Annotated in this window: 20 protein-coding genes; 13 read left to right on the top strand and 7 right to left on the bottom strand. The window is 34.4% G+C overall.

The annotated features are described in order from the left end of the window. Positions 1 to 149 precede the first annotated feature (149 nt). Both BMY56_RS13135 and BMY56_RS13130 read left to right on the top strand, forming a co-directional pair. Positions 150 to 2,447 (top strand): aminotransferase class III-fold pyridoxal phosphate-dependent enzyme, encoded by a 2,298-nt coding sequence (locus BMY56_RS13135; RefSeq protein ID WP_091625016.1) that lies wholly within the window; start codon positions 150 to 152, stop codon positions 2,445 to 2,447. Then, the gene (locus BMY56_RS13130; RefSeq protein WP_091625013.1) at positions 2,444 to 2,821 is read left to right on the top strand and encodes a DoxX family protein; all 378 of its coding nucleotides are present in this window, start codon (positions 2,444 to 2,446) and stop codon (positions 2,819 to 2,821) included. Before BMY56_RS13135 ends, BMY56_RS13130 begins: the two co-directional genes overlap by 4 nt. Before the next feature lie 4 nt (positions 2,822 to 2,825). Here BMY56_RS13130 and holA read toward each other — a convergent pair whose 3' ends face one another. After that, the gene (gene holA / locus BMY56_RS13125; RefSeq protein WP_091625010.1) at positions 2,826 to 3,827 is read right to left on the bottom strand and encodes a DNA polymerase III subunit delta; all 1,002 of its coding nucleotides are present in this window, start codon (positions 3,825 to 3,827) and stop codon (positions 2,826 to 2,828) included. 26 nt (positions 3,828 to 3,853) lie between these two features. On the opposite strand from holA, the gene BMY56_RS13120 reads away from it, so the two are divergent. The 3 genes from BMY56_RS13120 to BMY56_RS13110 all read left to right on the top strand — a co-directional run bounded on the left by BMY56_RS13120 (position 3,854) and on the right by BMY56_RS13110 (position 6,268). Continuing rightward, positions 3,854 to 4,300 (top strand): type I restriction enzyme HsdR N-terminal domain-containing protein, encoded by a 447-nt coding sequence (locus tag BMY56_RS13120; protein WP_091625008.1) that lies wholly within the window; start codon positions 3,854 to 3,856, stop codon positions 4,298 to 4,300. A gap of 12 nt (positions 4,301 to 4,312) precedes the next feature. Beyond that, a complete protein-coding gene (locus tag BMY56_RS13115) occupies positions 4,313 to 5,314 on the top strand; it encodes a glycosyltransferase family 2 protein (RefSeq protein WP_091625006.1) in 1,002 nt (333 codons plus the stop codon). 99 nt (positions 5,315 to 5,413) lie between these two features. Further along, complete coding sequence (locus BMY56_RS13110) at positions 5,414 to 6,268, top strand: OmpA/MotB family protein (RefSeq protein ID WP_091625004.1); 855 nt, start codon at positions 5,414 to 5,416, stop codon at positions 6,266 to 6,268. A 76-nt stretch (positions 6,269 to 6,344) separates the two neighbouring features. Here the strand turns inward: BMY56_RS13110 and BMY56_RS13105 are convergent, their stop codons facing one another. The 3 genes from BMY56_RS13105 to BMY56_RS13095 are packed head-to-tail and all read right to left on the bottom strand — an operon-like array spanning position 6,345 to position 10,254. Continuing rightward, positions 6,345 to 6,965: an L-threonylcarbamoyladenylate synthase gene (locus tag BMY56_RS13105; RefSeq protein WP_091625000.1), complete on the bottom strand. Its 621-nt coding sequence runs from the start codon at positions 6,963 to 6,965 to the stop codon at positions 6,345 to 6,347. A gap of 10 nt (positions 6,966 to 6,975) precedes the next feature. Continuing rightward, positions 6,976 to 7,872: a glycoside hydrolase family 16 protein gene (locus tag BMY56_RS13100; RefSeq protein WP_245737219.1), complete on the bottom strand. Its 897-nt coding sequence runs from the start codon at positions 7,870 to 7,872 to the stop codon at positions 6,976 to 6,978. Positions 7,873 to 7,926: 54 nt separating this feature from the next. Further along, entirely contained in the window at positions 7,927 to 10,254 is a 2,328-nt protein-coding gene (locus tag BMY56_RS13095; RefSeq protein WP_091624998.1) for an ATP-dependent helicase, read from the bottom strand. A gap of 208 nt (positions 10,255 to 10,462) precedes the next feature. Here BMY56_RS13095 and BMY56_RS13090 point away from each other — a divergent pair, with 208 nt between their 5' ends. From BMY56_RS13090 to BMY56_RS13075, 4 genes are all read left to right on the top strand, one after another. Continuing rightward, a complete protein-coding gene (locus BMY56_RS13090) occupies positions 10,463 to 11,773 on the top strand; it encodes an amidohydrolase (protein WP_091624995.1) in 1,311 nt (436 codons plus the stop codon). A gap of 5 nt (positions 11,774 to 11,778) precedes the next feature. Next, entirely contained in the window at positions 11,779 to 13,335 is a 1,557-nt protein-coding gene (locus BMY56_RS13085) for an FMN-binding glutamate synthase family protein (protein ID WP_091625078.1), read from the top strand. 26 nt (positions 13,336 to 13,361) lie between these two features. Then, positions 13,362 to 14,132: a hypothetical protein gene (locus tag BMY56_RS13080; protein WP_091624992.1), complete on the top strand. Its 771-nt coding sequence runs from the start codon at positions 13,362 to 13,364 to the stop codon at positions 14,130 to 14,132. Between the two features lie 82 nt (positions 14,133 to 14,214). Beyond that, positions 14,215 to 14,733: a DUF7935 family protein gene (locus BMY56_RS13075; RefSeq protein WP_091624990.1), complete on the top strand. Its 519-nt coding sequence runs from the start codon at positions 14,215 to 14,217 to the stop codon at positions 14,731 to 14,733. A 104-nt stretch (positions 14,734 to 14,837) separates the two neighbouring features. Here BMY56_RS13075 and BMY56_RS13070 read toward each other — a convergent pair whose 3' ends face one another. Next, on the bottom strand, positions 14,838 to 15,752 hold the full coding sequence (locus BMY56_RS13070; RefSeq protein WP_091624987.1) for a patatin-like phospholipase family protein: 915 nt from the start codon (positions 15,750 to 15,752) through the stop codon (positions 14,838 to 14,840). Further along, the gene (locus tag BMY56_RS13065; RefSeq protein ID WP_091624985.1) at positions 15,749 to 17,824 is read right to left on the bottom strand and encodes a M1 family metallopeptidase; all 2,076 of its coding nucleotides are present in this window, start codon (positions 17,822 to 17,824) and stop codon (positions 15,749 to 15,751) included. Before BMY56_RS13065 ends, BMY56_RS13070 begins: the two co-directional genes overlap by 4 nt. A 77-nt stretch (positions 17,825 to 17,901) precedes the next feature. Between BMY56_RS13065 and recG the strand changes: the two genes are divergently transcribed. Further along, the gene (recG, locus tag BMY56_RS13060) at positions 17,902 to 20,007 is read left to right on the top strand and encodes an ATP-dependent DNA helicase RecG (protein WP_091624982.1); all 2,106 of its coding nucleotides are present in this window, start codon (positions 17,902 to 17,904) and stop codon (positions 20,005 to 20,007) included. On the opposite strand, the gene BMY56_RS13055 is transcribed toward recG, so the two are convergent. Further along, complete coding sequence (locus BMY56_RS13055) at positions 20,000 to 21,193, bottom strand: hypothetical protein (protein ID WP_091624980.1); 1,194 nt, start codon at positions 21,191 to 21,193, stop codon at positions 20,000 to 20,002. The genes recG and BMY56_RS13055 overlap by 8 nt on opposite strands. 202 nt (positions 21,194 to 21,395) lie before the next feature. Between BMY56_RS13055 and leuC the strand changes: the two genes are divergently transcribed. From leuC to BMY56_RS13040, 3 genes are all read left to right on the top strand, one after another. Beyond that, entirely contained in the window at positions 21,396 to 22,808 is a 1,413-nt protein-coding gene (gene leuC / locus BMY56_RS13050; RefSeq protein ID WP_091624977.1) for a 3-isopropylmalate dehydratase large subunit, read from the top strand. Positions 22,809 to 22,909: 101 nt separating this feature from the next. Further along, positions 22,910 to 23,506, top strand: a complete 597-nt coding sequence (leuD, locus tag BMY56_RS13045; protein ID WP_091624974.1) for a 3-isopropylmalate dehydratase small subunit — start codon at positions 22,910 to 22,912, stop codon at positions 23,504 to 23,506. Positions 23,507 to 23,535: 29 nt separating this feature from the next. After that, positions 23,536 to 25,050 (top strand): alpha-isopropylmalate synthase regulatory domain-containing protein, encoded by a 1,515-nt coding sequence (locus BMY56_RS13040; RefSeq protein WP_091624972.1) that lies wholly within the window; start codon positions 23,536 to 23,538, stop codon positions 25,048 to 25,050. Positions 25,051 to 25,073 lie beyond the last annotated feature (23 nt).

The following is a 25,073-nucleotide window of genomic DNA, read 5'->3' as shown; positions in this document are numbered from 1 at the left end:
ATAAAAAGGATTGTTTTTTTCATGATGAATACTATTTTTGATTCAAGTAAATAGAATATTTCAATACATTTAGTAACAATCATTATCTTTCATCAAGATACTATAATCAGCTCTTGATATAGATTTTCAAGAAATATCACTAATAATTCATGGACAAAAAATTACAGTTAGTTTCCATATTAAACAAACACTTCAATATCTGTAAACCCCTAATTACCAAATTAGAAGGCTATGATAGTACTAATTTCAAAATAGAAGCTGAAGGCATAATATATGTACTCAAAGTTTATGAAAATACTGCTGAAATTTTAGAATTAATTACTGCTGAAAATAAGATTTTACTTGCGCTTAAAAATAAGGATGTTCATTGTTCAGAAATAATACCGAACAATACGGGCGATTATAATTCAATAAATGGCAATTATATTTATCGCCTACTGACTTTTGTATCGGGCACCTTTCTAGCAGAATCGAAACATACCGCAACGTTGATGAAATCTTTTGGTAGAACCTTAGCGGATATTGACCATAGTTTATATAAACTGAGTAATACTTCAATAAAAGCGAAGCAAACACAATGGGACCTTCAACATTTTCAAAAAAATTGGAAATATCTATCAGACATTCCAAATGCCAGCGACCGAAGTTTGGTAGACTATTTTTGTTTACAATTCAATGAACATGTTCTACCACTACGCTATGAATTTCGACAAAGTATTATTCATAACGATGCAAACGATTGGAATGTTTTAGTACACAATAATTCAATAACAGGAATTATTGATTTTGGGGATATGTGTTATTCTTGGCTTATAAATGAATTAGCCGTAGCACTCACCTATGTCTTGATGGACAAAGAGTATCCATTAGAAATTGCCAAGCATATTATTAAAGCTTACCATACCAAATTACCTCTACAGGAAAAAGAAGTAGATGCTCTATACTACTTAATTGCTGCTAGATTATGTACTAGCGTATTAAACTCGGCACATTCAAAAAAAATAAAACCAGAATCTTCTTATATTACTATTAGCGAAAAATCTGCATGGTCGTTATTACAAAAATGGATAGCCATAAACCCTATAAAAGCTAAAAATACATTTAGAGATGCTTGTAGCTTTTTAAAAATACCCAGCAAAAATCTAGAGTCACAAATCGTTAGACGAAATAAAAATATTAGCCAAGCACAATCTTTAAGTTACAAATATCCAATACAAATGTCTGGTGCGGCCTTTCAATATATGTATGACACAGAGGGCAACACTTTTTTAGATGCATACAATAATATAATTCAAGTAGGGCATTGTCATCCGAAAGTAGTAAGAGCTGGGCAGCGAACCATGGCTAAATTAAATACCAATACCCGTTATATTTATGAGGAACTTTTAACTTATACCGATAATTTATTATCTAATTTTCCTTCCCATTTAAATAAAGTTTTCCTAGTTAATTCTGGCAGTGCAGCTTCAGATTTAGCATTACGTATGGCTAAAACACATACCAACAAAAATAAGGTTATGGTTTTACAGCATGGCTATCATGGTAATACCCAGAATACTATTGATATTAGCCATTACAAATACAATCATAATGGTGGTAAGGGTAAAAAAGAAGATGTTATTGAAACAGAAATGCCTAAGATTTTTGGTGCAAATTTAGCATCAGAACAAGAAATTACCGAACATTATGTTGCCTTAACAAAAAAACGAATTCATAGTAATAAAGGAAGTATTGCTGCATTTATAGCCGAACCCATTGTGGGTTGCGGCGGACAAGTTCCATTACCAAAAAACTATTTAAAACACATATATCCTGAGATTCGTAAGCAAGGTGGACTATGCATTAGTGATGAAGTACAAGTTGGTTTTGGCCGATTGGGAGCATATTTTTGGGGTTATGAAATGTATGATGTTGTACCTGATATCGTCATCTTGGGTAAACCAATAGGCAATGGTCATCCGATGGCCGCAGTAGTCACCACTGAAGAAATTTCGGAAAGTTTCAATAATGGCATGGAATTTTTCAGTTCGTTTGGGGGAAACCCAGTTTCTTGTGCCATTGGTGAATCTGTATTGGAAGTTTTAAAAGAAGAAGAATTACCCAGAAAAGCTCAACTAGTTGGCAAATATTTAAAACAAGAATTAAAATCTTTACAAACTCAGCACAAAGAGTTGGCAGATATTCGTGGAGAAGGACTTTTTCTAGGTGTCGAAATTTTAGATTCGGGTGGAAAACCTGGAACCAATCTAGCATCGATTATAAAAAATGAACTACGTTCTAAATTTATTTTAATTAGTACCGACGGGCCATATGACAATGTCCTTAAAATCAAGCCTCCTCTTTATTTTAATAAAGAAAATGCAAATCAATTAGTATATGAGATTGATGAAATTTTAAAAAAGATAAAAAAAATCAATACTTTTAAAGCTTATAAATATAATATATGAAAAGCCCCCTTTTTAAAGATTTAGGACTAGCATTTTTTAGAATATCCATTTCTGCAATGATGTTGACCCATGGCCTTCCAAAATTTCAAAAATTAATTTCCGGGAATTTCGAATTTGGCGACCCTATCGGCATAGGTGCAACTCCATCTTTATTTTTAGCCGTAATCGGTGAGTTTATTTGTCCAATATTAATAATCATAGGTTTCAAAACTCGTTTATCAGCTATACCTACTGCAATAACTATGGCCGTTGCTGCTTTTATTGTTCATGGGGCAGATAATTTTGGCACAAAAGAAAAAGCATTGCTTTATTTAATTTCTTTTATTACCATAATTTTGGTCGGACCAGGGAAATTTGGTGTAGATAGAAAGTAAACTTTTAAATAATTTTATATATAAGTTCTTTCAGTAAATCTGCATCACTCATTGCTACAGCACCTACTCCTTTTCCTTTCAAATCCATTTCTCGTAAACTAGATATAATTCCGCTCACTTTTTTCATCGGATAATTTCTGGCCGCAGCCTGTATTTCGTTTACAAAATATGGATTAATGCGCAATGCACTAGCAACACTTTTTGGTGAGTGGTCATTTAGACCATGATACTGCAATAACTGCGTAAAAAAAGAATTTAATAGGGTTACGGTAAGTATGAACGGATTGTCTTTTGGGTTTTGAGCAAAATAGGTGATAATCTTAGTAGCCTTCAACATATCTCGTTCACCAATAGCTCTTTTCAACTCAAAATTATTGTAATCTTTACTAATCCCTATATGCTCTTCTATATGCTCTGGTGTAATTTCTGTTTGTTGTGGTAAGGCTAATTTTAGTTTTTCAATTTCCTTGCTAATTTTACTTAAATCAGTACCCAAATACTCCACTAACAAAAGTGCGGCCTTATGTGATATTGTATAGCCCCTGCTCAATAAATGCTTTCTAAGCCAATCACTAACCTGATTTTCGTAAAGCTTTTTACTTTCGAAAATAACTCCATTCTTTTTAATAATCTTGAAAAGCTTTTTACGCTTATCTAACTTCTTATATTTATAGCAAATAACAAGTACTGTACTTTTTTGTGGATTTTCAGCATAAGCACAAAGATTCTCTATAGTTCTTGAAAGATGTTGAGCCTCTTTGACAATGACCACTTGTCTTTCTGCCATCATAGGGTACCTTTTTGCATTACCTACAATGTCATCAATAGATACATCTCTACCATAAAGAACCATTTGATTGAAACCTTTTTCCTCTTCGGTTAAAACCTTATCACCTATATAATCAGATATTTTGTCAATAAAATAAGCCTCTTCCCCAAAAAGAAAATAGATAGGACTTATTTGACCTTTCTTAATTGCATTGACTATTTGTACAGCTTCATCCATTCAGAAAAATTCATCAACTTTGTATAATGCAGCGACTCAATTTTCCATGCTACACTTTCAGGGTCAAAAATAGGGAAAATAGAACCTTAATATTTGACGATATACGTAAAAAGTTTGTGGTTCTTACTCCAGAAGAATGGGTAAGACAGCATGTGGTTCAATTTCTTATACAAGAAAAGAACTATCCGCTAAGCCATATTAATGTTGAAAAACAAATTACATTGAACGGTTTAAAGAAAAGGTATGATGTGGTTGTCTTTAAACCTAATGGCCAATTACACATCCTGGTAGAGTGTAAAGCACCAGAAATCAACATCTCTCAATCTACCTTCGACCAAATAGCACAATACAACTTCAAACTCAATGCGAATTACCTAATGGTAAGTAATGGACTGACACATTTTTACTGCCAAACAGATTTGATAGCGGAAAAATATGAATTTATGCAAGAGATTCCTGAATTTAGCCGTTAATTTGCGATCGTTTTGAAGTTAGCAATAGTCATATTAAATTGGAATGGTGAAGTTCTTTTAGAGAGATACTTACCTTCTGTTATCGAACATTCTAAAGGTGCTGACATTTATGTTGCAGATAATGCTTCGACCGACGATTCAATTGCTTTTGTAACGAACAATTACCCTACTGTACAAATAATAAAGAATGCAGAAAACGGTGGCTTTGCTAAAGGATATAACGATGCTTTAGTACATGTTGATGCTGATATTTATTGTCTTTTAAATTCAGATGTAGAGGTTACTCCCAATTGGCTAACACCAATTATTGATGCTTTTTCCAATATTCCCGACGTTGCCATTATTCAACCAAAAATTTTAGATTTACTAAAAAAAGACTATTTCGAGTATGCAGGTGCTGGTGGTGGTTTCATTGACCAATTAGGTTATCCATTTTGTAGAGGTCGAATTTTTCAAACCTTAGAACGTGACAATGGACAATATGATGACATAAAAGAAATATTCTGGGCAACAGGAGCCTGTATGTTTGTAAAAAAAAATGTTTTTGAAGAACTAAATGGTTTCGACGCCGATTACTTTGCACATCAAGAAGAAGTTGATTTTTGTTGGAGAGCTAAAAATCATGGGTATAAAATACTGTACGTGGGTGCCTCGAAAGTATATCATTTAGGAGGTTCTACTTTGAGCAACATGAATCCGAAGAAAACATATTTAAACTTTAGAAACTCCTTATTTTCGATAACAAAAAATCTTCCAAGAAGAAAAGCCTTCATAATTATCTTTTTACGTTTACTGCTAGATGGAATAGCGGCCTTGAGATTTATATGGCAATTAAGGTTTAAACACTTTTTTGCTATTTTTAGAGCTCATTTAAGCTTTTATAGGCAATTTAGAAAAATGTACAAAAAGCGAGAAAAAACTAAATTTCTAAGAAAATATTATCTTACGAAGTCCATAGTATGGTCTTATTTCGTACATAAGATAAGGAATTTTAACATTTTAGTAAAAGATTAACTAACGTAGTATATAAGTGGCTTTGTAATTCTATAATTTTGAAGTCGCTTAGATGCGAAATTGAAGTAAATAACTAAATAGGTATAATAGATTTAAATTATGAAGAAAATATTATTAGGATGTCTTGGAGTAACGCTTTTATTGTCTTCGTGTGTATCATCGAAGAAATATGCTGATCTTGAAGCAAAGCACAAAGGAACACAAGATTTATTGAATTCGGCAACAGTTAAATTAAACGATTGTTTAGAAGAGAAAGCAACGGCTTCCTCAAGACTACAGACCTTAGAAGATCAAAATGCTTTCTTAAAAGCTAACAATCAAGAGCTGATTAACAATATGGGTAACTTGACAACTTTGACTACCAAAGGTGCTGAGAACTTAGAGAAATCTCTAGAAAGTCTTCAAGAAAAAGATTTAACTATTCGTAAATTAAATGACGCTATTACCCGTAGAGATTCTGTAAACCTTTCTTTAGTACAGAGCTTAAAAGGTGTTTTAGGAAATATGGATGATGAAGATATCGAAATCAGCGTTGAAAAAGGTGTTGTATTCGTATCTATATCAGATAAATTATTATTTAGCAGTGGTAGCTATAATATTACTAATAGGGCAAAAGAAGTTCTTGGTAAGGTTGCTAAGGTTGTTAACAATAAGCCTGATTTCGAATTTATGGTTGAAGGTCATACTGATAATGTACCTTACAGAGGTAATGGTTCATTGTTAGACAACTGGGATTTAAGTGTGAAACGTGCTACTGCTGTAGTTCGTATTTTACAAAATGATTTCAATGTAGACCCTAAACGTATGACAGCTGCTGGTAGATCAGAGTACATTCCAGTATCTACAACTGAAAAATCAAAAAACAGAAGAACTCGTATTGTTGTTCTTCCTAAAATTGATCAGTTCTATAGTATGATCGAAGAAGGAATGAAAGATCCTGCTATCAACAAATAATAATGCTGATTACATTATAAAATTAAAGCGGCCTAATTAGGCCGCTTTTTTTATATCTAAACCCTATTAAAACTATTCAAAGAATATCCAAGCTGCCTTTTCCTTCACGAATAACTTCGGGATGACCCGTAGATACATCTATAATCGTAGATCCAATATTACCTCCATAGCCTCCATCTATGACAACATCAACAAGGTTCTCCCATTTCTCAAAAATAAGTTCTGGATCGGTAGTATATTCTAAAACATCATCATCATCACGAATCGAAGTCGATACAATCGGGTTACCTAAACCTTCCACTAAGGCTTTGACAATACTGTTGTCAGGCACACGAATACCAACTGTTTTTTTCTTTTTAAACTCTTTTGGTAAATTATTATTACCAGGTAAAATAAACGTATAAGGCCCTGGTAATGCTCTTTTTAAAATTTTAAAAGTTGCCGTATCAATTTGTCGAACATAGTCAGACAGGTTACTTAAATCTGTACAAATAAATGACCAATTTGCCTTTGCTAATTTAATTCCTTTTATACGTGCAATTTTTTCTAATGCTTTAGTGTTGGTAATATCACAACCCAAGCCATATACAGTATCGGTGGGATAAATAACTAAGCCCCCTTTACGTAGCACGTCTACTACCCTTTTTATTTCTTTGGGGTTCGGATTCTCTTCGTATATTTTTATAAATTCGGCCACCTGTTATGATTTAATTCACTTGATAGACTCTAATATAATCAACTTCCATAGTAGCAGGAAAAATGGACATATCAACACCTTCAAGTCCACCCCAATTTCCGCCCACGGCAATATTCATTAAGAAATAAAAATTATCTGAAAATGGCCAATTTTCTACCGTACTACTTGTAGGTCTTCTAAACATAAATTGAATATTATCTATGTCATCAACATAAAATTTGATGTATTTAGAAGACCACAAAATTCCGAAATTATGAAATTCCTCTTCAATAGATTCCAAATCAACTGCACCAGAAGTAATCTCTGTACCATTCGTATGATTATTGGCGGTGCTATGAATCGTAAAATGAGTTTTATTTGGTTTAAAACTGACATATTCCATCATGTCTATTTCTCCGCAAGCAGGCCAACCTACATTTTGAATATTACTACCCAACATCCATAATGCAGGCCATGTACCGTTACCTTTATGTTCTGGTAATTTTGCTCTAATTTCCATTCTACCGAACTTGAAAGACTGCTTACTATTCAAACGCGCAGATGTAAATGCGCCTTCAATAGTATTATCTGTATTTCTTTTAGCTGTAATCTTTAAAGTTCCATCACTTACCTCTGTATTACCTTCGGCTTGATAATTTTGAAGTTCCTTATTACCCCATCCATTTCCACCAGTCTCTAAAACCCAGTTTTCAGTAGATAGTGATACCCCATCAAATTCATCACTCCAAACCAACTCTGCATTATCCCAATAATCAATATCATCAGGATCTTTTATATCATTTTCAATTTCTTCGGGTTTCGGGTCTGGCAATTGTGTTATTTCTGCTTCTGATTCGGTCACATTAGAGCTCGAACATGCAAAAATTAAAATGGTTAGTAAAATTGAAATTAATCGATACATTTTCATATTTTTTTATAACAAATTAAGCAAATTCTCGTAAAAACCCTTAAAATATATATTCTAGCCTAATACCTCTAATTTAGCAAATCGAAGAAGCAATTTTTTAATATCCCCTTTATCAAACATTATCTCAGCTTTTCTGTCATTACCAGACCCCTCTAACTGAACTACTTTTCCTCTACCAAATCGAGTATGGTTCACTAATGAACCTACGGTTAAATTTGGGTCTACAGTATTTGTATTGCCAACTGGTTCTGCTAATTGTGGCTTAATTTTACGCAATTTTTTTAATTGATTTGAATTCGGCTGTGAAATACTTGGTGGTGTTCCTCTTACCGGCTTATCTTGCCGTAACCTGCTCTTATCAACCTCTCCAAAAATATCCGCATTTATAAGAGATTTATAGCGATAACCGCCATCAACGGGAGTAAGGTTTTCAACATATTGTTCATCAATTTCCTCTAAAAACCGGCTTGGCTCAGCATCAATCAATTTGCCCCATCTATATCTATTTTGAGTGTAGGTTAGGTATGCTTGTTTCTCAGCTCGTGTAAGTGCAACATAAAAAAGTCTACGTTCTTCTTCCAGTTCGCTTCGTGTACTCATACTCATTCCTGATGGAAATAAGTCTTCCTCCATTCCCACAATATATACATACGGAAATTCAAGACCTTTAGCCAAATGTATTGTCATAAGAGCAACCCTATCATCATCACCAGTATCATTATCTAAATCTGTAGCAAGAGCAACATCTTCTAAAAACTCACCAATGTTTCCTGTTGCTCCATCAATTTCTTTCTGACCTTCTACGAAATCTTTAATACCATTTAAAAGCTCTTCGATATTCTCCATTTTCCCAATACCTTCTGGAGTTCCATCCTTTTTGAACTCTAATAAAATACCGGTTTTCTTGGCTACATGTTCAGACAACACAAAGGCATCGGTAGTTTCGTTCATGACTTGAAAACTCTTGATCATAGTCACAAAATCTTGAAGCTTTCGCTTAGTACCTGAGTTTATCTTTAAATCAATTTTATCAATATTCTCCATTACTTCAAATATGGAGCGGTTATAATGATTTGCAGCAACAACAAGCTTATCTATAGTAGTACCACCAATTCCCCTTGCCGGAAAATTAATAATTCTTTTTAAAGCTTCTTCATCTTTCGGATTGATAACCATACGTAAATACGATAGTACATCTTTAATCTCTTTACGTTGATAAAATGATAATCCACCATAAATTCTATAAGGAATATCACGTTTACGTAGTGCATCTTCAATAGATCTAGATTGGGAATTTGTTCTATACAAAACAGCAAATTGACCATTGCTCATTTGCTCTTGCATTCGATGCTCCCAAATAGAATTAGCAACAAAACGCCCCTCTTCAGCATCTGTTGGGCTTCTATGAATTTTAATGGCAGACCCATCATCATTTGCGGTCCAAACAACCTTTTCTATTTGATTTTTATTTTTCCCTATTATGGAATTGGCAGCATTTACAATATTTCTGGTTGATCTATAGTTCTGTTCTAATCGATACATACCTACATTATCGTAATCCTTTTGGAAGTTCAAAATGTTGCTAATATTCGCTCCTCTAAATGAGTATATACTTTGTGCATCATCGCCTACCACACAAATATTCTGAAAACGATCAGCTAATGCCTTAACGATAAGATATTGCGAATGGTTAGTATCTTGGTACTCATCTACTAGAATATACCTAAAGCGATCTTGATATTTCATCAAAACATCTGGGTAACGAGTAAGTAATTCATTGGTGCGCAGCAGTAAATCATCAAAATCCATCGCACCGGCCTTAAAACAGCGATCAACATAATTTTCATATATATCACCTGTTCTCGGCTTTTTAGCCATCGCATCTTGCTCTACCAAATCAGGATCATTTCTATAGGCCTTAACCGTAATTAAACTGTTTTTAAATGAGGAAATTCTATTCTGAATTTGTTTGTATTTATAGATATCCTTATCTAAACCCATTTCTTTTATTATCGATGATAATAAGCGTTGAGAATCTTGAGTATCATAAATGGTGAAATTAGCTGGGTACCCCAGCTTATTACCATCTATACGTAATAGTTTGGCAAAAACGGAATGAAAAGTTCCCATCCAAAGATTTTTTGCTTCCGTAGAACCTACAATATTAGCAATACGCACTTTCATTTCACGTGCCGCCTTATTGGTAAAGGTTAAGGCCAAAATATTAAAAGAATCGACCCCTTGTGCCATTAGGTGGGCAATTCTGTACGTTAATACACGTGTTTTACCAGATCCCGCTCCAGCAATTACCATTAGCGGCCCATCTTTGTGCAAAACAGGAGCTTTTTGGGCATCGTTCAATTCATCTATAAATGAGCTCAAATTTTCTTTCTTTTAGAGGCGTGAATTTAGCCATTATATAGGGATAGTAAAAGTGATGTTATTCAGATTTATAAACAATGGATGGTATTTCTTTTCATTTTGAATATATTTAACCTTTATAACTTCATATTGAGAATGCAAGTTGATTTTGTATTAATTTTCAGCATCAATAGTAACATAAAGAATATTATTAACATAAATACTGATTATGAAAAAACTAGGTTTTTTGGCAATTGTTCTTATCGGATTTTCCGTTCAAGCACAAGGACCAAATCTTGAAAAAGATTACACTGCCATAGAAGGTAAGGTAATTGAATGGCGTAGAGAAATTCATCAAAATCCAGAATTGGGTAACAGAGAATTTAAAACTGCTGAAAAAATTGCGAAGCACTTAAAATCCTTAGGAATTGAGGTTGAAACCGGTGTTGCCCATACAGGTGTAGTCGGTATTTTAAAAGGTGATTTACCTGGAAAAGTGGTTGCACTAAGAGCAGATATTGATGCCTTGCCCGTTACTGAAAGAAATGATTTACCGTATAAATCTAACGTCACCTCTGAATTTATGGGTGAAAAAGTTGGCGTTATGCATGCATGTGGTCATGATACCCATACCGCAATCTTAATGGGTGTTGCTGAAGTAATGTCTAAAAACAAAGCTAAAATTAAAGGTACGGTGAAATTTATTTTTCAACCGGCAGAAGAAGGTCCACCACCAGGAGAAGAAGGTGGTGCCTTATTAATGGTGAAAGAAAGAGTTATGGATAGTCCAAAAGTGGATGCTATTTTCGGACTTCATATTAATTCTCAAACACCTGTTGGAGTAATTAGATATAAATCTGGTGGTGCAATGGCTGCGGCTCAAACTTTCACTATTAACGTAAAAGGAAAACAATCTCATGGTTCTCAACCATGGTCTGGTGTTGACCCTATTTTAATCAGTGCTAAAATAATAGACGGTCTTCAAACTATAATAAGTAGAGAAACTGAACTTACCAATGAAGCAGCCGTAATTACTGTTGGAAAAATCAAGAGTGGTGTTCGTTCCAATATTATACCAGAATCTGCTGAAATGATCGGTACCATTAGAACGTTAGATTATGACATGAAAGATAAGCTTAATAAACGCATGATAGAAATGGTGAGTGCCATTGCCAAAGCATACGGTGGTGAAGCTACTTGTGAGATTAATGATGCTACAGATATTACCTATAACAACCCTGAATTGGTAGAACAAATGTTACCTACCATGAAAAGAGTAGCTGGTGATGCTAATGTTCAATTTCAAAAAGCAATAACAGGCGCAGAAGATTTTTCATATTTTCAAAGAGAAGCTCCAGGGTTTTTCTTTTTCTTAGGAGGGATGACACCTGGTAGTACAGAATCATACCCACATCATACGCCAGATTTTTTAATTGATGATAGTGGTCTTCTTTTAGGCGTACGAACCCTAACAGAAATGAGTCTAGACTATTTAAATAGTGATCAAAAACCACTTTTAGATATTAAACCAAAAGGATAATTTTGATAAATCACTTTTTAAATTCTATTCCAAGTCCACCATGGTGGGCTTGGATTTTTTTGTTGATTTCATTAGTAGCAATCTGGGATATTTTTATTCAGAAAGGCCACACTATAAAGCATAATTTTCCAGTAGTTGGGCATCTTAGATATTGGCTAGAAAGTATAGGACCAGAAATGCGTCAATATTTTGTTGCAAACAACAGAGAAGAGCTTCCTTTTAATAGAATAGAAAGAGGTTGGATTTATGCTTCGGCAAAAAAAGAGAATAATTATGAAGGTTTTGGTTCTGACCGCGATTTATATGCGCACCAGCATATTTTTGTAAAGAATAGGATGATGGCATACGCCATACCTAGTGGTCACCCTAATGCAAGTGAGCCAACATTTATACCGTGCGCCAAAATAATGGGTTTACACAATAATCGCAAAAAACCATATAGACCAGGTAGTGTAGTAAATGTTTCAGCTATGAGTTTTGGTTCACTTTCGGCAGCGGCGGTTGAAGCGATGAATAAAGGTGTTAAAAAAGCACATGCTTATCATAATACAGGTGAAGGCGGACTCTCACCTTACCACCAAAACGGGGGCGATATTGTTTTTCATTTCGGAACCGGATATTTTGGTGTTCGTTCTGCCGATGGCAATTTCTCTATGGAAAAAATGAAAAAACTGGTTGAGGACAATCCGTGTATCAAAGCCATAGAAATCAAATTATCTCAAGGAGCAAAACCAGGTAAAGGTGGTGTATTGCCAGGTGCTAAAATTACACCTGAACTTGCGAAAATTAGAGGTGTTGAAGTTGGTAAAGATGTATTATCACCTGCTACACATAAAGCGTTTTCAAACGTTGAAGAATTAATGGCTTTAATAGAAGCTATTGCAAATGAAACCGGTTTACCTGTAGGTATTAAAGGAGCTATTGGAAAGTTGGATCAATGGGAAGAATTGGCCGACATTATGTTAAAAACAGGTAAAGGTCCAGATTTTATTACTGTTGATGGTGGAGAAGGTGGTACAGGTGCCGCTCCCCCATCATTTGCAGATCATGTTTCTTTGCCATGGGTTTATGGCTTTTCAAGTCTTTATAAGGTATTTTTAAATAGAAACCTTACAGACCGTATTGTATTTATAGGATCAGGAAAGTTGGGTTTTCCAGCAAAAGCTGCCATGGCTTTTGCTATGGGAGTAGACGTTATAAATGTAGCTCGAGAAGCTATGATGAGTATTGGTTGTATACAAGCGCAAGTATGCCATACCAACAGATGCCCTACCGGTATTGCAACACAAAGTCAATGGTTACAAAAAGGTATTAATATTCCTTTAAAATCGGATCGGTTGGCGCAATACTTTAATACGTTTCGAAAAGAATTTTTAGAAATTACACACGCTGCAGGCTATGAACATCCTAGTCAATTTACCATGGACGATGTTCAAGTAAACGTGGACGACCACGACTTTAATAGAAGTTTAGCCTCTACTTATGGATATAATAAAACTAAAGTACCATTCAATGGTGTTCAAGAATTAAAAGACTGTTCGTATCTTGGTGGCAAAATTTAGATTAACCTATTTAATGCATATTTAATATGATAAGATTTTTTTTATGTTCAGCTCTTTTATTTGTAGGATTAAGCAATGTACAAGCACAGAAAAAAAGCGAATTAATAGATCAGAATCAGGAACTAAAATATAAACTAGATTCTGTATCGAGAATTGTTAGTACCGCACAGCACAATGAAAAATTAGGCTTACAGCGTGCCGATGAACTTCAAGTACAGGTTACCGAGTTACAAGATGCTAACGCCACTTTGATGAAAAATCTGAATAGCTTCGCCGCATTATCAAGTCAGGATTCAGAAAACATTAATAAGACCTTAGCGACCTTAGAAAGGAAAGAAAAACAATTGAAAGGTATAACGGATGCCGTAGCCAGTAATGATTCTACCGCTGTAGTTATTTTAACCAATACCAAACAAGTTTTAGGTGAGAATGCAAAAGTTGGTGTCTCTGATGGATCAGTAATTATTTCTGAAAAATTAGATTTTTTCTTTGCGGATGGTGTGGGTGTAAATCCTTCAAGTGAATCTAGAGGATGGATAGAAAATGTTGCAAAGGTGGCGAATGCTAATCCTAAAAGCATAATTACCGTAGCGAGCTTAAATATTACCGGTGAAATGGATATTGCACTACAACAAGCCACAGCTATTGCGAGCATTCTAATTAAAGAATTTGGTGTAAATGGCGAGCGAATTATTGCAGTTGCGCAAGATGGCGGCTTACGCGAATCACTTCAAATAAAACTTCAACCAGATTATAAAGGCTTCTATGATATGGCAAAGGGAGATGTTAAAAATTAAATTTGTTGCATTTCATCGATGAAGCACTATACTAATTGAAGAATTTGGACGTTCTTATTTCGTAAATTATAATTAATTAAAAATGAGTTCTGACCAAATATTTCAACTTTTTGCATATTTATTACCCTCAGTAGTTACGGGTGCTATTGCTTTCTATTTCTTTAGAATGCACACGAACAATGAAGAAGGTCGTAGACGTTTTCTTTTACATAAAGATTCTCAAAAAGATACCTTACCCATTCGTTTGCAAGCATATGAACGTATGGCCTTATTTTTAGAACGAATTGCTATTCCAAGTTTAGTGGTACGTGTTGGCCCGCAATCTAATGACAAGGGGGCTTATGAAAGTTTATTGATAAAAAGTATAGAGACCGAATTTGATCATAATCTATCACAACAAATTTATATGACCGACGAATGTTGGAACATTATTAAAGCTGCAAAAAGCGCAACAATTCAAATGATTAGAAAAGCGGCTATGAGTCAAACAGAATCTGCCGATAAATTAAGAGAAGACATTCTTAACGAAACGATGGAAAAATCTTCTCCTTCCGCCACTGCTCTGTCTTTTGTAAAAAGGGAAATTGGCGATTTGTGGTAGTAGTTCTCAAAGGAATACACTTACTTGAATAAAAAACAAATCCTTTCTAAATAGAAAGGATTTGTTTTTTAAAATTATAAGTTCTTTTATGCGGCTAAAGAGAATTATTCCTTCTCATTTGGCTCAATAGGGTTTGTTTCTTCATTTTTATTTTTGGCGTACAAATAACCTCTTTTCCACCATAATGTCATTTTTGCTTTATCAAATATTAATGAATTCGTCGTCAATATCGTTGGTGTATAGAACAGATTTATAATAGCATTATTTTGGTTGGCAACCAATTTTCCTATTCTAATATTTTGATTTTCAATACGATCTAAAATAAAGCTCATCATTGTGGTAATAAGTTCGAACGGATTTCTAGATGCTACCCTATTCAAATAATTTACCTCAGTATGTAATACAACAACATCTACTTCGGTTGCTCCTCTTTTAATTGCCTCTTCTATGGGTACAATGCTACCTAAACCACCATCTGCATACTCACAACCATTTTTACGAACTAAACTCATAAACGGCGTATAGTTGGCTGATATCCAAATCCAATCACAATAATCTTCGTAAGTACAATCTTTAATAGATTTATACTCAACCTGATTTAATGATAAATTAGAAACCGTAATAATTACATCAGAATCTCCGTTCTTTAAGGTTTCAAATTCTTCGATAGTTAAACTATTTTCAATAAGTTTCCTAAGGTTTTCACTTTCTCCAAAGGTCTTTTTCCCTACCAGAAAATTTCTAAGAACATTCCAATGATTAATGGAAATCTCCTCATTACCACGAATATTCTTCACCAAAAAAGGGCAATTATTAAATATGCTCTTTTGATTGACATTAGAATAGATTTCTTTGATTTTATCTAATTTACCCAATGCCAAATGTGAAATTAAAAGACTTCCGGTAGAAGTGCCCACAAAAATATCATACTTTCTACCTTCTGCTTGAATTAGGTATTGAGCAACACCACCAGCAAAGGCGCCTTTACTACCACCACCGGAAATAACTAATGCTTTCATTTAAAATTTAATTTCGTTTTAAGATAACGCAAATCTGATGACTTTAGTTGATTTGCGACCTTTTCAATCTCACTTATTTGCTCTTCATCTTTCAATAAAGCATCTAATAACTGTCTTGAGTAATTTCTAAATTGCCAAGAATGATGATTAGTTGCCTTAATCAAATTTACCAATCCGTTACCTTTTAGCGCCTGAATTTCAAATAGGTATTGAAAAGCGGTTTGTCGTACCTCTGGATTAAAAATTGGACTCGTATATCCAACAAGTTCCTCGTAATAACTACTACTTTCTTCAGGGTTGTAATCGGGAGTTACCAAAGCAAGCGTAAGCCAAAGCAAGCGAACATTCTTATTTGGAAGCCCCACAATATCTTTGGTTTTATCCAAGAAAACACTACTATCGTAATCAAAACTGCTCCAAAGTTTATATAGCATTAATTCATTAGTGATATAACTATCATCTAACAACAAGGGTTCTGCAACCTCTTTTAATTCCTCGGGAATAATATCCATTTTTTCAGCTGCAAACTGTCTAATCTTCAAGTCTTCATTTAAAGCTATGGACCAAAGTTCTAATCCAGGAAATTCACCTTTTTGTTTAAGTAGTTCTATTTTTAATTGAGTTGACAACTCGGTGTCATCCAAAAAATCACGGGTTATAAATTTATTTTGGTTATCATGTTTTAACCCATAATACATGCTAAATGAAGAACTGTTCGTCATTAAATAGTCTTTGGCTTCCTCCATAGGAAATACATTTCCCTCTAACCAAACCTCTTTAAATTTATTTAAATCCATACCACTCTCCTCTTCCATTACATTAATAAAATCAGTAACAGTAACGTTTTGGAACTGATAGGTATTCAAGTAATCCTTTATACCGTTTATAAAATTTATATCACCTACCTCTTCTCTAAGAAACGCTAAAGCCCAAGCACCTTTTTCATAAAACGTAAGACTACTAGATTTCGGATTCAGTAATCTCTCCCCTTCTCCTTTATCAGATATCTCATTTAATGTTTTAGCCGTATCAAACAACTTCCAATAAAAATAATCATCTCCAAATACTTCTTTTTCAGCCAAATAAGCATAATACGTAGCAAAGCCTTCATGCAACCAATGATGCTCACTATTTTTTTCGGTAACCAAATTACCGAACCATTGGTGCGCCAATTCATGTGCATTTATATTCACATAATTTCTATCCACAAAAGAAGTGGAATCAATTACATAGGCATCAGAGAAAAAAGTAGCGCTTGTATTTTCCATACCGGCATATAAAAAATCGTGTACAGGAACCTGCTTGTAATTTTGCCAAGGATACGCTACTCCTATTTCTTTTTCTAAAAATTCGAATATCTCTTTTGTGTATCTATAGGTAGGTTCCACTTTAAGACTATCAGAAGGATAATAATAGTTTTCAATGGTAACACCACTATCAGATTTCAATACTTGCTTGTGATAATTACCTATGGCAAAAGCAAGCAAGTAACTACTCATAGGTTTTTTCATATCAAAAAACCAAACAGAAAACTCTTCTGATTCATTTGACTTCTTTAACAAATTACCATTCGCAATAACCTGATAATTCGTATTCGTTTCAATGGTTAAGTCGAATTCAATCTTTTCTTCCATATCGTCAAAACTCGGTAACCAATGACTTGTATATTTACCTTGACCTTGCGTCCAAATTTGTTCATTTCCCTCTAGATTATCATCATATCCTATAAAATAAACGGTCTGCTCTGGGTTGGCTACATAATCAATAATAAGCTTATGCGATTGCCCCTTTTTGAATTTTTGCTTAATGGAAATTGTCTTTTCCGTAGTAGTGAAATTTGCTTTTTTTCCATCGAGCTCCACTTTTAGAAAATCGATGTTCTTGGCATCAAGAAAAATAGAATCTATATTTTTTTTTACGTCAAAACGATAATCAACACTACCTTTTAATTGCTGTTTTAGAGGTTCTAGCTTAATATATACGATGGCCGCAGTAAAATCTACCTTATCTTGATGTTGACCGTAGGTGAAACATGTAATGCAAAAAATAAGTTGGAGAAAAAAATTCTTCATGTAAATTTAAAAACTATGGAAAATCAAATTTAATAATTTAGTTTGTCGCAATTCTACCTAAACCCTACTTTAGTGGTATGAATGCTAATTTCTTGCAGACTCCCATTGTTTACTTAAAAGGTGTTGGCCCTAACCGAGCTGAAACTTTAAAGTCAGAATTGGGGGTTGACACTTACCAAGATCTGCTCAATCTTTTTCCCAATCGATATATAGATAAAACTCAATACTATAAAATTAGTCAATTACAACGAAGTAGTGCCGATGTTCAAATTATAGGCAAATTGGTCAATATTAAAACGGTCGAGCAAAAAAAAGGAACTCGGTTAGTTGCCAGATTCATTGATGATACAGGAGAAATAGAACTGGTTTGGTTTAGAGGTCAAAAATGGATTCGCGAAAATTTAAAATTGAATACTCCCTATGTTATTTTCGGAAAATGCAACTGGTTCAATGGCACATTTTCAATGCCTCACCCAGAAATGGAACCACTTAAAGAACATGAACAAGGTACAAAAGTGTACATGCAGCCGGTATATCCTTCAACAGAAAAATTAAGTAATAAAGGCATTACCAACAAAGTCATCAATAAACTGATGCAACAACTTTTTATAGAAGTCAACGGAAAATTCACGGAAAGCCTTTCCGATAAACTGCTTTATGAACTAAAGCTCATTTCTAAAAGTGAAGCGCTGTTCAACATTCATTTTCCAAAGAATCAGGAGTTATTGGCAAAAGCACAATATAGATTAAAATTTGAAGAACTATTTTATATTCAACTTCAACTGATTGGTAAAAAACTATCAAGAAAAAAGAAAATAAAAGGATTTCCTTTTACAGAAGTAGGTGACTATTTTAACGATTTCTATTCTAACAAGTTACCCTTTGAACTTACTGGAGCTCAAAAACGAGTAATTAAGGAAATTCGAGCTGACCTTGGCAGTAATGCTCAAATGAACCGTTTGTTACAGGGCGATGTAGGTTCTGGAAAAACGATTGTGGCAGTTATGACCATGCTTTTAGCTATCGATAATGGATTTCAAGCGTGTTTAATGGCGCCGACAGAAATTCTTGCAAATCAACATTTCCAAGGTATTTCAGAACTGTTGGAAGGAACAAATATCACATGTGCTTTACTAACTGGATCTGTTAAAAAATCGGCTCGTAAACCTATTCATGAACAGCTGGAAAGTGGAGAATTAAACATACTAATTGGCACCCATGCGCTTTTAGAGGATAAGGTTAAGTACCAAAATTTAGGTATTGCGATTATAGACGAACAACATCGTTTTGGCGTAGCGCAACGGTCTAAACTGTGGCATAAAAATGAATATCCACCACACATATTGGTAATGACAGCAACTCCGATACCTCGAACTCTAGCAATGAGTTTGTACGGCGATTTGGATATTTCGGTAATTGATGAATTACCACCAGGTCGTAAGCCTATTAAGACTGTTCATCGGTATGATGCCAATCGCCTAAAGGTATTTCGATTTATACGGGATGAAATAGAGAAAGGGCGACAGATTTATGTTGTCTACCCTTTAATTCAGGAATCTGAAGCTATGGATTATAAAGACTTAATGGATGGTTATGAGAGCATTGTTCGTGATTTTCCACAGCCAAAATATCAGATTTCTATTGTTCACGGTCAAATGAAACCTGCCGACAAAGAGTTTGAAATGAATCGGTTTGTAAAAGGTGAAACGCAAATAATGGTCGCCACAACCGTTATTGAAGTAGGTGTTAATGTACCCAATGCTTCAGTAATGATTATTGAAAGCGCAGAGCGTTTTGGTTTATCACAATTACACCAATTACGTGGTCGTGTAGGCCGTGGTGCAGACCAAAGTTTTTGTATTCTTATGACCAGCCATAAATTATCTTCTGAAGCGAAAACTAGATTAGAAACCATGGTGGCTACTAATGACGGATTTGAAATTGCCGAGGTTGACCTTAAACTTCGAGGACCCGGTGATTTAATGGGCACCCAACAAAGCGGATTGCTAAATTTAAAAATAGCCGATATCGTTAAGGATAATGACATCCTTAAAACAGCTCGGTATTATGCCCTTCAATTACTTAAAGAAGACCCTTCATTAGGTAAACCAGAGAATTTAATCATTAGACATATGTATGCCCAACTGGTAAAGCACAAGAATATCTGGACGTATATTAGTTGATAATTTGAATGGGCAAAATAGGAATCTTTTGTTTATTTAAAACGTTACCTTCAAAATCAACTGTGAATACCCCTTGTGATTTAAACTGCCCTCCTAGGCTGTAACTAGAAACTCCAAGTAAAACTACTTTATTTTCATAGTCAATAGTAAAACATTCAACTAGTGGCTGCCATTCTACTTCATCACTCTCAAATTTAGTTATATCTTCAAATACATCAATAAAAATACTTTCACCTGTTTTTAAATTAAATATAACAGGATATAAAGCTCCTGTACCAGGAAATGCACCCGTACGAGAACCAAAAAATACATCATCAATTACAATTTGAGGGTTCCTTTTACTTTTAAAACTAGCCTGAAATTGACCAGCCTCTCCCGGTATATTTATTTCCAATAAATTAGTAGATTCTACATCATATTGATAGTTACCCCCATATCGACCTAATAAATAGCAATTACCATTTCGTTCACCTACTAAATTATAACTATCATCTTTTAAAACTGTTTTAATATCAACTACTTCTACATTATCTAAATCAATAACAGTCAATAACTTTTCCGCTAAAGGATTAGACCAATCCTCATACCAAAGAAAGTAAGTATACCTGCCGTTATATAGAGTTTCAAATTTGGAATTTGCAGACCATTTAAATTTACCAATGTTTAATTCTGTTTCATTATTAGTATTTACATCAAATATTTTTATCTTAAAATCTGTAGTACCATCGTTAGAATTAAAAGAGTCAAAGTCGCTATATTGAAAATAAATTTTTTCCCGGTAATGCCAATAAGACCAATCATGTGGATTAAAATAAGGCACATCATATTTTAAAATTTCATTTGTAATAAAACTTTTGTAATAAAAAGTATAATAATTACGACCAATTGCATTTTCCATAATAGTAATCCCATATTCATCTGCATAATAATCTTCATAATTAGGTAATACTACACTAGCCTCTGTAAATAAATTGACATAATTACGTGAATCATATTCCGCACCATTATTTACATGTTCATACAACTCTGTGCTTTGAGTGCCTCCATTGATACTCAAATCATAATAATTACCAATAACTGTATAACCTGAATCAGAATTAGAAGAATTATTTTCAAAATCGTCTGCACTGTCCTTATCACAAGAAATAAGTAAAAAAGCAAATATTAGTAAGGTCAATTTTTTCATGTCAGAAATTTAACCTAAAAAAAGAAATATGAAACACATCAAAAACAAACTTTAGATAAAAAGACATTTTATCCTTGTCATTGGACACTATCAATCCGATAAAATATCACAACTTTATCGTTGAACATCGTAATTTATAAGTCCGTTAATTTCCAAGAAACCCTTGTTTTTAATAGATTTGTGAACTTAGATTAGAAAGAATATGAGCGCAACTAAAACATTATTTGACAAAGTGTGGGATTCCCACGTAGTGCATAAAATACAAGATGGCCCAGATGTACTGTTCATAGACAGACACATGGTTCATGAAGTAACCAGTCCAGTTGCTTTTTTAGGATTAAAAAACAGAAATATACCTGTTATGCATCCTGAGAAAACATTTGCAACGGCTGACCATAATACTCCTACCATAAATCAACATTTACCGGTTGCAGATCCTTTATCTGCCAACCAGTTAAAAATGCTTGAAGAAAATGCCAATGAATATGGTATTTCTTACTGGGGATTGGGACATGCTAAAAACGGAATCGTACACGTTGTAGGTCCTGAATATGGTATTACCCAACCAGGTGCTACTATAGTATGTGGAGATTCCCATACTTCTACACACGGTGCTTTTGGTGCTATAGCTTTCGGTATTGGCACATCAGAAGTTGAAATGGTATTGGCTACACAATGTATTATGCAGCCAAAGCCAAAGAGAATGCGTATCAACATTAATGGGAAAATGAGTAGAGGGGTTACACCGAAAGATGTTGCCTTATTCATTATTTCTCAATTGACCACTTCTGGAGCTACAGGCTACTTTGTAGAATATGCTGGTGAAATCTTTACCGATATGAGCATGGAGGGTCGTATGACCGTTTGTAACCTAAGCATAGAAATGGGTGCCCGTGGTGGAATGATCGCTCCCGATGAAAAAACATTTGAATATGTAAAAGGTCGCGAGTTTACTCCAAAAGGTGCAGATTGGGATAAAGCAATGCAGTATTGGGAAACACTTTATACAGATGAAGATGCTATTTTCGATAAGGAATTAACTTTTGATGGTTCATTAATTGAACCAATGATTACATATGGCACCAACCCAGGTATGGGTATGGGAATTTCCAATGACATTCCTATGGCTAGTGACGTACAAGGTGGTGCTACTACCTATCAGAAATCTTTGAAGTATATGGATTTCAATGAAGGTGATAGCATGATGGGAAAATCAATTGATTTTGTTTTCTTAGGAAGTTGTACTAACGGACGAATTGAAGATTTTAGAGCTTTCGCATCTATTGTAAAAGGAAGAAAAAAAGCCGATAATGTAACCGCATGGTTAGTTCCTGGTTCTCATAAAGTTGAAGCGGCAATTAAAGAAGAAGGTATTCTTGATATTTTAACCGAGTCTGGATTTGAACTTCGCGAGCCTGGTTGTTCTGCTTGTTTAGCTATGAACGATGATAAGGTACCTGCTGGTAAATTAGCCGTAAGTACTTCAAACAGAAACTTTGAAGGAAGACAAGGTCCTGGTTCAAGAACTTTATTGGCTAGTCCACTAGTTGCAGCAGCAGCAGCCGTAACCGGTAAAGTGACAGACCCAAGAGAATTAATGGTAGAACTCGTATAACGAATTCGCCTTCAGCTAATGGCCTATGGCTTTTAGCAAAAACAAACAATTATAATAATAAAAGCTAATGGCTAAAACCCAGAAGCTAAAAGCTATAAGAAATGGCATACGATAAATTCGACATATTAACATCAACTGCAGTCCCTTTACCCATAGAGAATGTAGATACAGACCAAATAATTCCTGCACGATTTTTAAAGGCAACTGAACGAGTAGGTTTTGGTGACAACCTTTTTAGAGATTGGCGTTACAACCAAGACAATACTTTGAAAGAAGATTTTGTTCTGAATCAAGATAAATTCAGTGGTAAAATTTTAGTAGGTGGTAAAAACTTTGGCTCTGGGTCTTCTCGTGAACATGCTGCTTGGGCAGTATACGATTACGGATTTAGATGTGTAGTTTCTAGTTTCTTTGCAGATATCTTTAGAGGTAACTGTTTAAATATCGGTGTATTACCAGTACAGGTAAGTGCAGAGTTTTTACAGAAAATATTCGATGCTGTTGAGTCGGATCCATCTACAGAATTGGAAATTAATCTACCAGAGCAAAAAATCACTTTACTTCCCACAGGAGAAAGTGAATCTTTTGACATTAATGATTACAAGAAAAACAATATGTTAAATGGTTTTGATGATATCGATTACTTATTAAATATTAAGAAAGATATTGAGACTTTCGCTGAAAGCACACCTCTGTAATTCAATTTTCATTTAACGGAAGAACACTAATGAAAAGAAAATTGGAAATAATGGATACCACCTTAAGGGATGGTGAACAAACCTCGGGTGTATCCTTTTCTGCATCGGAAAAATTAACCTTGGCAAAACTTCTTTTAGATGAGCTTAAGGTAGACCGTATAGAGGTTGCTTCTGCTCGTGTTTCTGATGGTGAGCTTGAAGCTGTTCAGAAAATCACCGAATGGGCAGCTACAAAAGGATATTTAGACCGTGTAGAGGTTCTTACTTTTGTAGATGGTGGTGTTTCATTGCATTGGATGCAACAATCGGGTGCGATTTCTCAAAATCTATTGACAAAAGGTTCCTTAAACCATTTAAAATACCAGTTAAAGAAAACTCCAGAACAACACTTTTCGGAGATTGCGGATATTTTTAAACAAGCCACGAAAAGAGGTATTATTAATAATATCTATTTGGAAGATTGGAGCAACGGAATGCGCAATTCAAAAGAATATGTTTTTGAATTTTTAGAATTTCTTTCAACACAACCTGTAAAAAGAATATTATTACCAGATACGTTAGGCATTCTAACATATACTGAGACGTATGCTTATATTTCAGAAATAGTTCAAAAATTTCCTGATTTACATTTTGATTTTCATGGTCATAATGATTATGACTTAGGTGTTGCTAATATTATGGAAGCTGTAAAAGCGGGTTGCCATGGTTTACATTTAACTGTAAACGGGATGGGTGAACGTGCTGGTAACGCCCCAATGGCAAGTGCTGTTGCGGTTATCAATGATTTTTTACCAGAAGTAGAAATTAGTGTAAACGAAACCTCTTTATTTAAAGTAAGTAAACTAGTTTCAGCATTTACAGGGTTTACAATTCCTGCAAACAAACCCATTGTTGGTGATAATGTATTTACGCAAACTGCTGGTATACACGCCGATGGTGACAGTAAAAAGAACTTGTACTTTAGTGACCTTATGCCCGAACGTTTTGGTAGAAAACGTAAATATGCATTGGGCAAAATGTCTGGTAAAGCCAACATTCAGAAAAACTTACAAGAACTTGGACTGACACTGAACGATGATGAATTAAAAAAGGTAACAGCAAGAATTATAGAATTAGGAGACAAAAAAGAGCGCGTTACTAAAGATGATCTTCCTTTTATAATATCCGATGTTTTGGATACTGCCGATTACAAACAAAGAGTTTTTGTGAAATCGTATGTATTGACCCATGCAAAAGGTTTAATGCCCTCTACTACCCTATCTGTTGAAGTAGATGGTAAAATTTATGAAGCACATGCTCAAGGCGACGGACAGTATGATGCTTTTATGAATGCATTAAAAAAAGTATATATTGCTAAGAATAAAACGTTACCGAAGTTAACAGATTATGCAGTGAGGATACCGCCAGGAAGTACTTCTGATGCGCTTTGTGAAACAGTAATTACTTGGGAAATGGATGGAAAAGAATTTACCTCAAGAGGGTTAGATTCCGACCAAACGGTTAGTGCCATTAAGGCAACAGAGAAAATGTTGAATATAATTTAAACAGATTGCTTCCTACCTTGCAA

The sequence above is a fragment of the Maribacter orientalis genome, assembly GCF_900109345.1.
Lineage (GTDB): Bacteria > Bacteroidota > Bacteroidia > Flavobacteriales > Flavobacteriaceae > Maribacter > Maribacter orientalis.
The sequence above is the reverse complement of the archived record's forward strand: the minus strand, read 5'-3'. Positions and strand labels throughout refer to the sequence as shown.

Coding starts and splice junctions, on each gene's coding strand:
- BMY56_RS13135 (WP_091625016.1), top strand. CDS start 150: ATGGACAAAAAATTACAGTTAGTTTCCATATTAAACAAACACTTCAAT.
- BMY56_RS13130 (WP_091625013.1), top strand. CDS start 2,444: ATGAAAAGCCCCCTTTTTAAAGATTTAGGACTAGCATTTTTTAGAATA.
- holA (WP_091625010.1), bottom strand. CDS start 3,827: ATGGATGAAGCTGTACAAATAGTCAATGCAATTAAGAAAGGTCAAATA.
- BMY56_RS13120 (WP_091625008.1), top strand. CDS start 3,854: ATGCAGCGACTCAATTTTCCATGCTACACTTTCAGGGTCAAAAATAGG.
- BMY56_RS13110 (WP_091625004.1), top strand. CDS start 5,414: ATGAAGAAAATATTATTAGGATGTCTTGGAGTAACGCTTTTATTGTCT.
- BMY56_RS13100 (WP_245737219.1), bottom strand. CDS start 7,872: ATGAAAATGTATCGATTAATTTCAATTTTACTAACCATTTTAATTTTT.
- BMY56_RS13090 (WP_091624995.1), top strand. CDS start 10,463: ATGAAAAAACTAGGTTTTTTGGCAATTGTTCTTATCGGATTTTCCGTT.
- BMY56_RS13080 (WP_091624992.1), top strand. CDS start 13,362: ATGATAAGATTTTTTTTATGTTCAGCTCTTTTATTTGTAGGATTAAGC.
- BMY56_RS13075 (WP_091624990.1), top strand. CDS start 14,215: ATGAGTTCTGACCAAATATTTCAACTTTTTGCATATTTATTACCCTCA.
- BMY56_RS13070 (WP_091624987.1), bottom strand. CDS start 15,752: ATGAAAGCATTAGTTATTTCCGGTGGTGGTAGTAAAGGCGCCTTTGCT.
- BMY56_RS13065 (WP_091624985.1), bottom strand. CDS start 17,824: ATGAAGAATTTTTTTCTCCAACTTATTTTTTGCATTACATGTTTCACC.
- recG (WP_091624982.1), top strand. CDS start 17,902: ATGAATGCTAATTTCTTGCAGACTCCCATTGTTTACTTAAAAGGTGTT.
- BMY56_RS13055 (WP_091624980.1), bottom strand. CDS start 21,193: ATGAAAAAATTGACCTTACTAATATTTGCTTTTTTACTTATTTCTTGT.
- leuC (WP_091624977.1), top strand. CDS start 21,396: ATGAGCGCAACTAAAACATTATTTGACAAAGTGTGGGATTCCCACGTA.
- leuD (WP_091624974.1), top strand. CDS start 22,910: ATGGCATACGATAAATTCGACATATTAACATCAACTGCAGTCCCTTTA.
- BMY56_RS13040 (WP_091624972.1), top strand. CDS start 23,536: ATGAAAAGAAAATTGGAAATAATGGATACCACCTTAAGGGATGGTGAA.